13 protein-coding genes are annotated in these 14,261 nt (G+C 67.7%); 12 read left to right on the top strand and 1 reads right to left on the bottom strand.

Features of this window, described 5'->3' with window-relative positions; translation table 11 throughout:
* The first annotated feature begins 56 nt into the window (after positions 1–56).
* The 8 genes from AC0IXR_RS20205 (at position 57) to AC0IXR_RS20170 (ending at position 8,795) form a co-directional block, all read left to right on the top strand.
* Positions 57–806 (top strand): response regulator transcription factor, encoded by a 750-nt coding sequence (locus tag AC0IXR_RS20205; protein WP_018044280.1) that lies wholly within the window; start codon positions 57–59, stop codon positions 804–806.
* Entirely contained in the window at positions 803–2,131 is a 1,329-nt protein-coding gene (locus AC0IXR_RS20200) for an ATP-binding protein (RefSeq protein WP_026176008.1), read from the top strand. Before AC0IXR_RS20205 ends, AC0IXR_RS20200 begins: the two co-directional genes overlap by 4 nt.
* A gap of 99 nt (positions 2,132–2,230) precedes the next feature.
* Positions 2,231–2,488, top strand: coding sequence for a hypothetical protein (locus AC0IXR_RS20195; RefSeq protein WP_018044282.1), 258 nt, complete (start codon positions 2,231–2,233; stop codon positions 2,486–2,488).
* A 429-nt stretch (positions 2,489–2,917) separates the two neighbouring features.
* Complete coding sequence (locus AC0IXR_RS20190; protein ID WP_018044283.1) at positions 2,918–3,175, top strand: hypothetical protein; 258 nt, start codon at positions 2,918–2,920, stop codon at positions 3,173–3,175.
* Positions 3,176–3,313: 138 nt separating this feature from the next.
* Complete coding sequence (locus tag AC0IXR_RS20185) at positions 3,314–3,565, top strand: hypothetical protein (RefSeq protein WP_192216543.1); 252 nt, start codon at positions 3,314–3,316, stop codon at positions 3,563–3,565.
* A gap of 65 nt (positions 3,566–3,630) precedes the next feature.
* A complete protein-coding gene (locus tag AC0IXR_RS20180; protein WP_238254234.1) occupies positions 3,631–3,993 on the top strand; it encodes a hypothetical protein in 363 nt (120 codons plus the stop codon).
* A gap of 144 nt (positions 3,994–4,137) precedes the next feature.
* Entirely contained in the window at positions 4,138–5,541 is a 1,404-nt protein-coding gene (locus AC0IXR_RS20175; RefSeq protein WP_018044286.1) for an efflux RND transporter periplasmic adaptor subunit, read from the top strand.
* An 11-nt stretch (positions 5,542–5,552) separates the two neighbouring features.
* A complete protein-coding gene (locus tag AC0IXR_RS20170; protein ID WP_018044287.1) occupies positions 5,553–8,795 on the top strand; it encodes an efflux RND transporter permease subunit in 3,243 nt (1,080 codons plus the stop codon).
* Positions 8,796–9,016: 221 nt separating this feature from the next.
* On the opposite strand, the gene AC0IXR_RS20165 is transcribed toward AC0IXR_RS20170, so the two are convergent.
* Positions 9,017–9,418 carry a MerR family transcriptional regulator gene (locus AC0IXR_RS20165; protein ID WP_026176009.1) on the bottom strand — a complete coding sequence of 134 codons (402 nt, stop codon included), beginning with the start codon at positions 9,416–9,418 and terminating at the stop codon, positions 9,017–9,019.
* A 117-nt stretch (positions 9,419–9,535) separates the two neighbouring features.
* Between AC0IXR_RS20165 and AC0IXR_RS20160 the strand changes: the two genes are divergently transcribed.
* The 4 genes from AC0IXR_RS20160 (at position 9,536) to AC0IXR_RS20145 (ending at position 14,135) form a co-directional block, all read left to right on the top strand.
* Complete coding sequence (locus AC0IXR_RS20160; RefSeq protein ID WP_471762005.1) at positions 9,536–11,701, top strand: heavy metal translocating P-type ATPase; 2,166 nt, start codon at positions 9,536–9,538, stop codon at positions 11,699–11,701.
* Positions 11,698–12,216, top strand: coding sequence for a signal peptidase II (gene lspA, locus AC0IXR_RS20155; RefSeq protein WP_471761921.1), 519 nt, complete (start codon positions 11,698–11,700; stop codon positions 12,214–12,216). Before AC0IXR_RS20160 ends, lspA begins: the two co-directional genes overlap by 4 nt.
* A gap of 88 nt (positions 12,217–12,304) precedes the next feature.
* Positions 12,305–13,375, top strand: coding sequence for a L,D-transpeptidase family protein (locus AC0IXR_RS20150; protein WP_471761920.1), 1,071 nt, complete (start codon positions 12,305–12,307; stop codon positions 13,373–13,375).
* A 37-nt stretch (positions 13,376–13,412) separates the two neighbouring features.
* The gene (locus tag AC0IXR_RS20145; protein ID WP_471761919.1) at positions 13,413–14,135 is read left to right on the top strand and encodes a cytochrome c biogenesis CcdA family protein; all 723 of its coding nucleotides are present in this window, start codon (positions 13,413–13,415) and stop codon (positions 14,133–14,135) included.
* Positions 14,136–14,261 lie beyond the last annotated feature (126 nt).

Below are 14,261 nucleotides of genomic sequence, written 5' to 3'. Positions count from 1 at the left end.
TGTATGAATGCCCCCGCGGACGGAACGGTGACGCCCATTGCAGGACGGAGGAATCGTTGATCCACGAAAACGGGGGCAACGCGGGTTCCGATGGTTCGGAACACGTCCTCCTCGTCGAGGATGACGACGGCCTGCGTCTGCTGGTCACCCGCCTTCTCCGCGAGGCGGGCTATCGTGTCACCGGTTGCAGAAGCGCCATTGAATTCTGGCGCCTCCTGCCTGCCGGTGGCGTCGACCTCGTCCTGCTTGACGTGATGCTGCCCGGGGCCTCGGGCCTTGACCTGCTCCGGGCGTTGCGCGCGAGGAGCACGGTGCCGGTGATCATGGTCAGCGCCCGCAACGAGGAGGCCGACCGGGTGCTTGGGTTGGAACTTGGGGCCGACGACTACGTGGCCAAGCCCTTCGGCCGGCCCGAGCTCCTGGCCCGTGTCCGTGCCGTCTTGCGCCGCGCCTCCATGGCACCCTCGTCGCCCTCGTCCCCGGTATCCGAGGTGCTCTCCTTCTCAGGCTGGAGGCTCGACATGCGCAGCCGCTCGCTCGTCGATCCCGAGGGGGCGGCCGTCGACCTCTCCGGCGCCGAGTACGACCTCCTCCTCGTCTTCCTCGAACACCCGGGGCGCGTGCTGGGCCGGGAGATGATCCTCGAACTGTCCCGTGCCAGGCTCGGGTCCCCCACGGATCGCAGCGTCGACACCCTGGTGAGCCGCCTGCGGCGCAAGCTCGAACCGCCCGAGGGCCTGCCTCCGGTCATCAAGACCGTGCGCGGGGCCGGCTACATGCTCGCCTCGAAGGTTGAGCGCGCTTGAGACGCCTGGCACCCTTGGCCCGCAGCCTGGAAGCCCGAACGGTCGCAGTCCTGCTCCTGGCCATCCTCGCCGTCCACGGCGGGGCACTGCTTCTCTATCGGCAATCCGCGACCGCCGCGGCGGACGATGCGTTCGCGCGGCAGGTCGCCAACCAGCTTACCCTGGCGCGCGAGGCGGTGCTCCGCCGCCCACAGACCGAACGCGACGCCGAGGCGAAGGCCCTGTCGTCCGCGCATTTCGAGCTGGGATGGTCGCCGACCTCGACCCTGCTCCCTGACAGGGCCGGCGACCCGGCGATGTGGTCGCTCAGGTCCCGGATGATCGCGTCGGAGCCGAGCCTCGAACCCGGTCTCGCACTCGCGATGGACAGTGGCCACGAGGCCCTTCATCAGGAGGACCTGGGCGGTGCGCTCGCCCTGGCGGACGGGAGTTTTTTGACCTTCCGCTCGGCCCATGCACCCGGCCTCGCACGGCTCGGATCGTGGGCCTACCTCGCGACGGCGATGGCCATCCTCGTCGGTGTCGCCGCCGTCGTTCTGATGCACCGGATCGCGGGACCGTTGCGCGACCTCACCCGCGCTACGGCCGAAATCGGGCACGGAAAGGTGGTCCCCGTGAGGGAAGCCGGCCCCGACGAGACCCGCGATATCGCCCGGGCCCTCAACGCGATGCAGGACCGCATCCATCGGCTGGTGACGGAACGGACCCAGGCCCTGGCGGCCGTCTCCCACGACCTGCGCACCCCCATCGCGCGGCTTCGCCTCCGCCTCGACGGGCTGCCCGAGGGCGGCGAGATCCGGGCGATGGGCTCGGACCTCGACGACATGCAGGCGATGGTCGATTCGACCCTGGCGTACCTTCGGGGCGACGCGGACCCGGAGCCGCGCCAGGTTGCCAACGTCGCGAGCGTCCTCATGAGCATCGCCGACACGTCCTCGGACGCTGGCCGCGAGGTCGCCTATGCGGGCCCTGGCCGCGCACTCGCGACGGTGCGCCCAGTTGCGCTGCGACGCGCGCTCGACAACGTCGTCGACAACGCCGTGCGTTACGGGACCCGCGCCTTTATTTCGCTCGACGTGGAGCCGGAAGAGCTGGTGCTCACCGTCGAGGACGATGGTCCAGGCATCCCGCCTGAAGAGGTCGCCCGCGCCTTCGAGCCGTTCACCCGCCTCGAAGCGTCGCGGAACCGCAACACCGGCGGCACCGGCCTCGGCCTGACCATCGCGCGCCGGATCGTCGAGGCGGAGGGAGGCGGCATCGCCCTATCCAATCGGTCGGGAGGCGGCCTTCGGGTCCGGATCTCCCTGCCGCGCGCCGGTCGCTGACACACTTCGTCACGAACCAGGCGTCCGGGTGTAAAACAGGGTCGCTATCTCAGGTCTCGAAGCGGCCGCACCGGCTGCCGAACCCCAGGGATCAGAATTATGAAGCGTACCATCGCCGCCCTTCTCACCCTCGGCCTACTAGCAGGCCTCTCGGCTCCCGCCTACGCCGCCGAGGACGGGCATGGGAACGCGAACAATCCCGAGCGCTCCGTGCCGAACACCGGCGGCGTGGCCGGTGGCCCGGCCCATCGCGACGACCCGCGCGAGAGCGAGGCCCGCGAGGTCGGCAAGGACGGCAAGCCCGTCCATTCCGACAAGGATGGGCACGCCCACGGTCACTCCCACGGCAAGAAGTGAGCGGACGACGCTGACCTCGGAAGGCCGGGAGGATGCACCGATGCGTACGCTTCCCCTCCTGGTCGTCTTCGCCTTCCTTGCCGTCGGCATAGGCTACGCCCTTGGCGGGGGATGACCGGTCCGCTCCCGCCCGACGGCTTCACGGTACGGTAGTGCCCTCCTCGGTACCGTGAACCGCCCGCCTCGGCCTCGTGCCGGGGCGGGCACCCCTCCCGTGGTCCTTCCAGTCTCCGCCCGACCACGAAGAGCTGTTGCGCTTCCATGCCGTAACCCGCGTGGGTGCCGCCCTGCAGGATCGTCGTTTCGCGCACACGATCCCGCGTCGCACGAACTCCCTTGCCAAATATTCCCGAATTTCACCGGGAGCATTCGGATCGGTTTTCTCGATCCGTACGTTCCTGCGCAGTATTCGAGAGAGGGAGCCTCAACATGAAGACCAAGTTCGGAGCCATCGCCGCCATCGTGACCCTGGCCTTTTCGCCGGTCGCGGCCCTTGCGCAGCACATCGATGTCGGCCCGGGCGGCGTCAGGGTCCATGGCGACGGTCATGGTGAGCGCCACGGCGAGGGGCATCACGGGGACCGCCATGAACACCGCGAGGTCGTGCGCGAGCATCACCACCATGACGACCACCACGATGACCATCACGGCGGCGAGCGTCGCACGACGATCATCGAGCGTCACTGAGTTCTGCCGATCCGGGATCTCGTGAACCTGTTTCACGGCGTCCCGGATATCTTCATCCACGCTTCCATGAACGGCTGTTTCAGGCTTCGTTCAACTCGGCGCGCCCATCTTGAGGCATACCCCTTTGAGGAACGAGCCATGCGAGTTCGCATTCCAGCCTTGGTCGCCGTCGGCCTGATCCTGGCCCCGGCCGCCGCGTCCGCCCAATACTATGGCGGCGACTTCGACCGGCGCGGCGGGGACGTCCACGTCGACCGCTACCATCATGGCGACCACGATGATGTCGTCATCCACCGTCCGCATCGGGATTACGGCGACCGGGCGTTCTATGGGGAACGTCGGTACTACGGCGAGCGCCGGCACCACCACCATCACCACGACGACTATTAAGGTTCGACCCTGCCAAAGGGCCATCCGGCATGTACGGGTGGCCCTGAATCGTTCATAAGGCGACCATGACCACGGGACCTCGGATCAGGGCCTACGAGACGATGCGCGGCTGGTGGGCGACCACCGTGCGAGTGCTCTCGCTCGTCTTGGTCCTGGCGCTCGTCGTCCCGGGCGCGATCCATTCCGCCGAGGCCCACCGGTCCGTTGGTCACGAACTGTCCGTGTCCGCACCAACCCTGGCAGCCGCCGTCGATCACTCCGATGCCTGCCCCGCCTGCCATGCCACCTGCGGCTGCCATCAGGCACTCAGCGTCGACGGGACGCCGGCCCTACCGCCCCGCGGGACGGGGCGTGCCTCCTACGCGACCGTGACCACACCCATCGGATCGGTCTCGCCCGACCGCCAACCCAGGCCGCCTCGCGCCTGAGGCGACGCCGCCACGTCCGTGGCGCGTCCCGGCCGGCCCCACACGGGTCACGGCTGCCTCTAATTCGCGAAATACCCAGTACGGGACCGTTTCCCGCCGCCTAAGCGGCCGTGCGACGTCCCGGTCGGAACCCGGCCCATTCCCATGCGTGCATTCCTTTCCGTGGCTTTCCTGGCCATCGGCATCGTCATCGGCGGTGCCTTCCCCCGTGTGTCCGAGGTCGTGCAGGGCGCCCTCGCGGCCGCCGGCCTCACGAACGCCCGGGCGACGCCCCCAACCAATGCGGCCGTTACCAGGCCGGTGACACCCGCAGCCGACGATGGGCACGGTCACGGCGACCATGGCCACGAGCATGCCGACGGCGAGCCCAAGCCTTCCGGCGAGCACAAGCACTCCGAGGGAGAGGCCAAGCCCGAAGCCGGTGGCCACAAGCACGCCGAGGGCGAGGCGAACGGCCACGACGAGGAGGGCGAGGGCAAGATCAAGATGACGGCCGAGCAGGCCGCCGAGCAGGACATCGAGCTGGCGATGGTCGAGGGCGGGATTCTCTCGCGCCATTTGCTGGTGCCCGGCACCATCGCGCAGGACGCCGACCGGATCGCACGCGTTCCCGTGCGGGTCGTCGGCACCGTGTCCGAAATGCGCAAGCGCCTCGGCGAGGAGGTCGCCAAGGGCGAGGTCGTGGCCGTACTCGACAGCCGCGAGGTCGCCGAGGCCAAGAGCGACTTCCTCACCGCGACGGTCAAGGCTGACCTGGAGAAGACGAACTTCGACCGCCAGCAGGCCCTCTGGGACAAGCGGATCTCCGCGGAATCGGCATTCCTGAACGCGAAGGCCGCCTACTCGGAGGCGACGCTCAGGGTCGATCTCGCGCGCCAGAAGCTGTCGGCCCTTGGCCTGAACGCCGCCGAGGTGGCGACGTCCGCCAGGAAGGACGAGACCACGCCGAACCTGTCGAGCCTACGCCGCTACGAATTGAAGTCACCCCTCGCCGGGCGGGTGGTCGAGCGCAAGGTCGACGTCGGCACCGCCGTGGGCAAGGAAGGCGACCCGGCCGACGTCTACACGGTCGCCGACCTGTCCTCGGTGTGGATCGAGCTCGCGGTTCCGACCACCGAACTCTCGAAGGTCCGCGAGGGTGCCAAGGTGACCATCGTCGGCGACGCCGCCGCCCGCGGCGAGGGCAAGGTGGTGTTCGTCAGTCCCATCCTCAACCCGGAGACGCGCTCGGCTCGGGTCATCGTCGCCCTGCCGAACAAGGACATGGCCTGGCGGCCCGGCACCTTCGTCACCACCGAGGTCGAGATCGCCCAGGACAAGGTCAAGGTGCGGCTGCCCAAGTCCGCCATCCAGACCATCGGCGGCGAGAAGGTCGCCTTCGTGCGGACCCCGGAGGGCTTCGAGCGCCGGGACGTGACTCTCGGCAGGGCCGACGATGACGCCTTCGAGATCCTTACCGGCCTCAATCCCGGGGAAGAGGTCGCTGTGGCCAACTCCTTTGTCCTGAAGGCCGAGCTCGGCAAGGCCGAAGCCGACCACGCGCACTGAGGGCGGCCATCATGATCTCGAAGATCCTCGACTTCTCTGTCCACCAGCGCTGGCTCGTGGTGCTTCTGTCGCTGCTGGCGGCAGGGTTCGGTGTGTTCTCGCTGACCAAGCTCCCCATCGACGCGGTGCCAGACATCACCAACAACCAAGTCCAGATCAACACCACGGCGCCCTCGTTGTCGCCGGTCGATATCGAAAAAATCATCACGTATCAGGTCGAGACGGCACTCGCGGGCATCAAGGGGCTGGAATACACCCGCTCGCTCTCACGAAACGGGTTCTCCCAGGTCACTGCCGTCTTCTCCGAGACGACGGACATCTACTTCGCCCGCCAACAGGTTGCTGAGCGCCTTCAGGAGGCTGAGGCGGCGATGCCGTCCGGGGTTGAGCCGCGCATGGGGCCAATCTCGACCGGGCTCGGCGAGATCTACATGTGGTCGGTGCACTACGCGAAGCCCGGGGAGCGCAAGGTCTCGCCCGTCGGTAAGCCCGGCTGGCAGTCGGACGAAAGCTATCTTACCCCCGAGGGCCAGAGGCTGAGGACAGAGCTCGAACGCACAGCCTATCTGCGCACGGTCCAGGACTGGATCATCCGTCCCCAGGTGAAGACCGTGCGGGGCGTGGCCGGCGTCGACGGCATCGGCGGCTTCGAGAAGCAGTACCATGTCCAGCCCGATCCAATGAGGCTGACCGCCCTCGACCTGTCATTCGCCGACATCGGCCGTGCGCTGGAAGCCAACAACGCCAACCAGGGTGCGCGCTACCTGGAGGACAACGGCGAGGGCTACGTCGTGCGCGCCGCTGGCCGCCTGGAGACCATGGAGGACATCGGTTCGGTCGTCGTGACCACGCGCGGCGGCGTGCCGGTGCGTATCTCCGACATCGCTGAGGTCCGTATCGGGCGCGACCTGCGCACCGGCTCGGGCAGCGAGGACGGGCAGGAAGTTGTCATCGGCACCGCACTGATGCTCATCGGCGAGAACAGCCGCACCGTGGCCGCCGCCGTCGATGCACGCATGACCGAGATCCGGCGCACGCTCCCGCCGGGTATCGAGGTCCAGACGGTCCTCAATCGCACCGTCCTCGTCGAGGCCACCATCCGGACGGTGGCGAAGAACCTAGCCGAGGGCGCCGCCCTCGTCGTCGTCGTCCTGTTCCTATTGCTGGGCAACATCCGCGCAGCCATCGTCACGGCGCTGGTCATCCCGGTGGCGATGCTGATGACCATGACCGGCATGGTCCAGGGCCGCATCAGCGCTAACCTGATGAGCCTCGGTGCCCTCGACTTCGGCCTCATCGTCGATGGGGCCGTCATCATCACCGAGAACGCCCTGCGCCACCTCGCCGAGAGACAGGCGGAGCTCGGGCGCAAGCTCGAACTGGAGGAGCGCCTCGCTACCGTACGGGCCTCGGCCGAGGAGATGATCAAGCCGAGCCTCTACGGGCAGGCCATCATCATCCTCGTCTACGTGCCGCTCCTGACTTTCACCGGGGTCGAGGGCAAGATGTTCGAGCCGATGGCGCTCACCGTCATCATCGCTCTGGTCGCGGCCTTCGTCCTGTCGCTCACCTTCGTGCCGGCGATGATCGCCATCGTCATCACTGGCCGGGTCACCGAGACCGACAACCTCTTCGTCCGGGCGATCAAGGCTGCCTACCGTCCGGTCCTCGGGGCCGCCCTACGCGTGCCCATGCTGTTCGTCGCGGCCGCGCTCGTACTCCTTGTCGGCGCCGGCTTCCTGTTCAAGGGGCTGGGGCAGGAGTTCATTCCGCAACTTGACGAGAAGAGCATCGCGCTAAACGCCCAACGCATCCCGTCGACCTCCCTGACGCAGTCGCAGGCGATGCAGTTGAAGGTGGAGCAGGCCATCAGCCGATTCCCCCAGGTCGCCTACGTCTTCTCGAAGACCGGCACCGCGGAGGTCGCCTCTGACCCGATGCCGCCGAGCTCGTCCGACACCTTCGTCATCCTGAAGCCGCAGGAGGAATGGCCCGACCCGGACCTGTCCAAGGCCGAGTTGCAGGAGCAGATCGAAAAGGCCCTCGGGGCGCTCGCTGGCAACGTCTACGAGTTCTCCCAGCCGATCCAGCTTCGCTTCAATGAGCTGCTGGCCGGCACCCGCGGCGACCTTGCGGTTAAGGTGTTCGGCGAGGAGTTCGAGCCGATGCTCAAGGCCGCAAACCAGGTCGCTACGATCCTGCGCGGGACCGAGGGCGCCGACGACGTCAAGGTCGAGCAGACTGCTGGCTTGCCGTTCCTAGAAATCAAGATCAACAAGACCGAGGCCGCACGCCTCGGCCTGAGCACATCGGCCATCCAGGAGGTCGTCGGCGCGGCTATTGGCGGCCGCGAGGCCGGAATGGTGTTCGAGGGCGACCGGCGCTTCCCCATCGTGGTGCGCCTGAACGACAAGGTGCGAGAGGATCGTGAGGCCCTAGAGAACATCCCGATCCCGCTGCTTCCCGGGCTCAACGGTCGAGCATCCTCCGTACTGCTGAAGCAGGTCGCCAGCTTCTCGGTAACAGAGGGCCCCAACCAGATCTCGCGCGAGAACGGCCGGCGCCGAGTCGTAGTCACTGCCAACGTGCGCGGCCGCGACATCGGCTCGCTCGTGGCCGAGGCCCAGGCCAAGGTGGCGTCTGGGGTCTCGCTCCCGGCCGGCTACTACGTCACTTGGGGTGGCCAGTTTGAGAACCTGGCCTCGGCGCGCCAGCGCCTGATGGTGGTGGTGCCGGTCTGCTTCTTCCTGATCTTCCTGCTGCTGTTCTCGGCCCTGAACTCGGCCCGGGACGCTCTCCTGGTGTTCAGCGCCGTGCCCCTGGCGCTCACCGGTGGCATCGCGGCCCTATGGCTGCGGGGCATGCCGTTCTCGGTGCCCGCGGCCGTTGGCTTTATCGCCCTGTCCGGGGTGGCGGTGCTCAACGGCCTCGTGATGCTGACCTACATCAAGCAGCTCATCGCCGATGGGCGTCCGCAGCGTGAGGCTATCCTGGAGGGCGCCATGACCCGGCTTCGTCCGGTGGCAATGACCGCCCTAGTGGCGTCCCTCGGGTTCGTGCCGATGGCGCTGGCGACCGAGACCGGTGCCGAGATCCAGCGTCCGCTGGCGACCGTCGTCATCGGCGGCCTTATCTCGGCGACCCTGCTGACCCTCGTCGTCCTGCCGGCCCTCTACGCCAAGTTCGCAGGGAAGATCGTCGTAAGGAAGGATCGGCCCATGCCGGTCCAACCGCACCTCCGGGCCGCCGAGTAGGAGGGCCGGATGAGTAAGAAGTTAGGTCGAGCCACGGCTCACTGGGGCGCTAAGGGTGGGCGTCGCAGACGCCACGTCAGGACGCATGTCCGTAAAGCGGCCCGGCATACGTTCTGGCTCGTGATGCTGGGCGTCCCGGCCTGCGTGTACCTTCTTTACTGCCTCTGCCACATCGGTGGGGAGCCGCATTTCCACCTGACCCCAACGAACCTCAGGCATCCTTAGGACAGCTCCCCGTGGGGGGACAACGCCTCGATGATGCGGCAGTCGGCGACCGACCCGCATCCGCATTGACCAATAACGTCGCGCAGTTCGTGGGCAAGCCGGGTTAGGTCGGAGAGTTTGCGCTCGACCTCCGCCAGGTGCGCGCGGGCGATGGTATCGACTTCGGTGCAGGAACGCTTGCGGTCGTCGGCTAAAGCGAGAAGCTCCCTGACCTGGTCCAGCGTGAAGCCAAGGTCCCGTCCACGTCTGATGAAGCCCAGACGACGCAGGTGCTCGGTACCGTAGAGGCGGTAATTGCCCGCCGACCGCGCCGGCGCCGGCAAAAGGTTGACCTTCTCGTACCAGCGGATTGTCTCAACGCTGGTGTTCGTCGCCGCCGCCAAATCGCCGATGGTCATGGAGGATGTGTGCGCCATGGCCTTGACCCTGTAGTTGCTACAGGGCGCATGTAGGTTCTCCGACCCGTCGGCACGAGGCCCAGGTCGACGGAGCTTGCCATGTCAGGGCCAGGAACCATGGGTGCGGTCCCCGCCGGTACCGCACTGCGCTACCGCGTTAAGGGCATGGACTGCCCGAGCTGCGCGACCAAGATCGAGACGGCCGTGACGCGCCTGCCCGGCGTCGGGGGCGTGCGGGTTAACTACACGGCCCAGGTCCTCGACCTTGTGCTCGACGAGGCTGCCACACCCCGAGCGGACCTGGAGGAGCGGATCACTGGTCTCGGCTACGGCGTCGCCACCCTGCCCACGGCCGCCGACCTCGCCCGTGCGCACGTCACCGGAGCGGACATCCCCGCCATTGAGGACGAGGAGGCGGAGCCGTCCGTCTGGCGCAGTCGCAAGGGCCTGCTGGCTCTGGCCATCGCCGGCCTGTTCGCTGCCGGCTTCCTCCTCGATCAGGTCCAACCGGGCCTAGCCGGTGAGTACGCCTACTGGCCCGGCGCGCTCCTTGGGCTCGCCTTCTACGGACGCCGGGCCATCGCCGCCGCGCGCAACGGCTCGCCGTTCTCCATCGAGATGCTGATGTCGGTCGCGACCGTCGGAGCTCTGGCCATCCATGCCGCCGAGGAAGCCGCGGTCGTGGTCCTGCTGTTCACCGTCGGCGAGATGCTCGAAGGCTTCGCGGCCGGCCGATCCCGCGCCGGCATCAAGGCGCTCGTGGGCCTGGTGCCGAAGACGGCGCGTTTGATCGAGGAGGACGGCGTCGTGCGCGAGGTGCCGGCCGCTTCCCTGGTGATCGGCCAGACCGTGCTGGTCCGCCCCGGCGACCGCGTGCCCGCCGACGGGGAGGTCACGGACGGCTCGTCTAGCCTCGACGAGTCCCCCATCACGGGAGAGTCCGTGCCCCGACCGAAGGAAATCGGGGACGCGGTCTACGCCGGCAGCGTCAACGCGGACGGCGCTCTGCAGGTCAGGGTGACCCGGATGCCGTCCGACAACACCGTCGCGCGCATCCTGCACATGGTGGAGGAAGCGCAGGCGTCGAAGTCTCCGACCGCCCGGTTCATCGACCGTTTCAGCGCCGTCTACACCCCCCTGGCGTTCGCCTTCGCCACGCTGGCGGCCCTCGGTCCACCCCTCCTGCTAGGGGCCGACTGGGGCACCTGGATCTATCGTGGGCTGGCGCTCCTACTGATCGCCTGTCCGTGCGCCCTCGTGCTCTCGACCCCCGCTGCCATCGCCTCGGGGCTGGCCGCTGGGGCGCGTCGCGGGCTCCTGGTTAAGGGCGGCGCGGCTTTGGAGACCATCGGCCGGGTCCGCACCGTCGCCTTCGACAAGACCGGAACGCTCACGGTCGGCCGACCGCTCGTCACGGACGTCCTGCCGTTCGCTACGGGCATGACGGATCGCGCCCTGCTGGGGCTGGCAGCGGCGGTAGAGGCGGGATCAAGCCATCCCATCGCCCGCGCCTTGCTCGACAGGGCGGAAACGGACGGCATCCCGCTGCGACCGGTGCGCGACGCTAAGGCGGTACCCGGCAAGGCCGTCCAGGCCACGGTCGCGGGACGCACGGTCTCCGTCGCATCCCCGCGTCATGCGGCAACGCTTGCCCCGCTCGGAGCCGGGGCGGAGCAGACCGTGGCAACCCTGGAGGAAGCCGGCAAGACCGCCGTCATCGTGGTTCGCGACGGAGAGGCACTTGGCGTGGTGGCCGTTCGGGACGAGCCCCGACCAGACGCAGCCGTCGGCATCGCGTCGCTGCGCAGGCTCGGTGTTGAGTGCGTGATGCTGACGGGTGACAACCGGCGCACCGGCGAGGCCATCGCCAGGGGCCTCGGGCTTTTCGTCCGGGCCGATCTCCTACCCGCGGACAAGCTCGCCGAGATTGGTGCCCTGAAGGCAATGGGGATTGTCGCGATGGTCGGCGACGGCATCAACGACGCCCCCGCGCTTGCCGCGGCCAACGTCGGCATCGCCATGGGCGGCGGTACCGATGCTGCGTTGGAGACGGCCGATGCCGCCGTCCTCAACGACCGGGTGTCCGACGTTGCAGCACTTGTCGCACTCTCCCGGGCGACGCTCGGCAACATCCATCAGAACGTGGCCATCTCCCTCGGACTGAAGGCGGTGTTCCTCGTGACCACGCTCGCTGGCATCACCGGGCTGTGGCCGGCCATCCTGGCGGATACCGGGGCGACGGTCCTGGTGACGGCCAACGCGCTCCGCCTCCTGAGGGCATGATGGGGTCCCAACAGCACGAACGGGCCCGCCGGGTCGCAACGGTGGGGGCCCTCTTGGTGGCTGCCGCGGTCATCGACCTCGCCGCGAAGGCGACGGCCGAGACTTGGCTGCCCGAGGGTGAGGTCCGGGACTTTCTCCCCTTCGTCGACCTGAGCCTGTCGTTCAACCACGGCATCAGCTTCAGCCTGTTCCCGGCACGAGATCCCTCTTCTCTGACCCTTCTTCTCAGCATCCAGGGCACGCTCACCTGCCTTATCGCTGGCTGGGCCGTGGCAGCGGGAGGTGAGCTCGAACGCCTCGGGCTTGCCTCGATGGCGGGCGGCGCCGGGGGCAATTTCCTCGATCGGCTCATGGACGGGACCGTCACCGATTATCTCGACCTGCACACGGGCGGCATTCGCTGGTTCACCTTCAACCTGGCGGATGTCTGGATCTCCTTGGGCGTCGTCCTGATGCTCATCGACGCCTTCCGACTGCATCGGCGGCATCCCAATACCGGGGAGCCGAGCCCATGAGGGGCCCGATTCCGTCGAACCCCCGCCACGAAAACCTGTCATCGACCCCTCGGGCCCAGGCCCGGATACCGACACCTGCGAGGCCGACATGCTGAAAAGGACCGCGCTCGGCCTGGGTTTCGTCCTGGCGCTGTCCGCCTGCCAGGACGGACGGTACGCGGGCTCTACGCGCCACCTCGCGCCCATCCCACCTGCGACCCTGGCCCTGATGTCAGCCGAGAGGATGTCCCCGGGCGACCCGATCCTGATGCGGGCCTACAAGAAGGAGTCCGAGATTGAGCTCTGGAAGCGCGGCGCTGACGGCAGGTACGCTCTCTTAAAGACGTATCCGATGTGCCGCTGGTCGGGGCAGCTCGGGCCCAAGACACGGGAGGGTGACCGACAGGCCCCGGAGGGCTTCTACGCGATCACGCCGGAGTCCATGAACCCGAATTCCAGCCTCTATCTCTCGTTCAACCTCGGCTACCCGAACGCGTACGACCGCTCGCTGGGGCGTACCGGTACACATCTGATGGTCCATGGCTCCTGCTCGTCCCAGGGCTGCTTTGCGATGACGGACGAGGCGATCTCGGAACTCTATGCCGTGGTCCGTGAGGCATTCGCGGGCGGGCAGCGTGCCGTCCAGTTCCAGTCCTACCCGTTCCGCATGACCCCGGAGAACCTGGCCCGACACCGGCATGACCCGAACGTAGCCTTTTGGAAGAACATCAAGGAGGGGTCCGATCAGTTCGAGATCTCAAAGGTCGAACCCGTCGTCGGCGTGGCGGGCGGGCGCTACGTGTTCGATGCGGGCGCCGACAGTTCCGAGGCCAATGCAGTCGCCCGGAAGCAGGCGGACGACGAACGGCAGGTCGCTGCCCTCGTAGCAAGCGGAACGCCGGCCGTCCGGCTGGTGTACGAGGACGGAGGCCAACACCGGGCGTTCCGCGAGACCATGATGGCGTCCGGTGGTGGGCTCGGCGAGGTGAGCCGGCCCGAAGCCCTAACCGCGGGGCCGCGCGAGATCGCAATTCCGGCCTTGGGTATGGCCACGCTTGCCGGACAGCGGGAACTGGCGCGGGGCACGGCTGCACCTAAGCCGCCGGCAACCCGCGTGTCCGAGGCGGAGCGCCAACGCCTCCTCAAGACCTTCGCGGCGGCAGAAGGAAGGCAGGAATGATGCGTCACACGTCCGCCCACACTACCGGGCCGTACCCGTGACCGTTGATGCCTCAGGTATAGGTCTCGTGGCGGCTTTCGCGGCCGGCGCCGCGTCCTTTCTGTCACCCTGCGTCCTGCCCCTCGTCCCGGGCTACGTGTCCTACGTGGCTGGCCAGTCCGCCGCCGGCGAGCGCGGCGGCCTTCATACACTTGGCCTGAGCCTCTGCTTCGTGCTTGGTTTCACTACCATCTTCGTCGCGTTCGGCGCGGGGGCAAGTGCGCTTGGCTTCGCCCTGCTCGCCCACCGTGAGGTGCTGAACCTCGCCTCCGGCCTGCTGGTGATCCTGTTCGGCCTGTTCACGGCCGGTCTGCTGCGGCCCGCCTGGCTTCAGCGTGAGCTACGTTGGCATGGCGATCCACCAGGCCGGGGACCGGTCTCTGCCTACCTCCTTGGAATGGCTTTCGCGTTTGGTTGGACCCCGTGCATCGGTCCCGTCCTCGGCGCCATCCTAGCGGTCACTGCCTCCTCGGCATCGGGTACGGGCGTCGTGCTACTCACCGTCTACTCGCTTGGCCTAGGCGTTCCGTTCGTTGCTGCAGCCCTGTTCCTGTCCGGCTTCGTCGCGCGCCTTCGGACCCTGCGCTGGTTCGGCCGCGCGCTCCAAATCCTCGGTGGAGGCGTCATGGTCGCGATGGGCCTGCTGATGGTCAGCGACCGCATGACCGAGGTGGCCGCCCTGCTCATGGAGGCGTTCCCGGCACTCGGTCAGGTCGGATGAACCGAAGGTGTGGCACTGAGGCCTACCAAGTCTTTTTCGACCTGCACGCACTAAGCCTCCATCGGTTTGCCTTTGATCCAGCGGATGCCTGGATCGGCTTCGGCATGGTGCCCTCGGCCGCAGCTG

The organism is Methylobacterium sp. AC832 (assembly GCF_979256025.1).
Note: the sequence above shows the minus strand (reverse complement) of the source record. Positions and strands in the feature narration are given on the sequence as shown.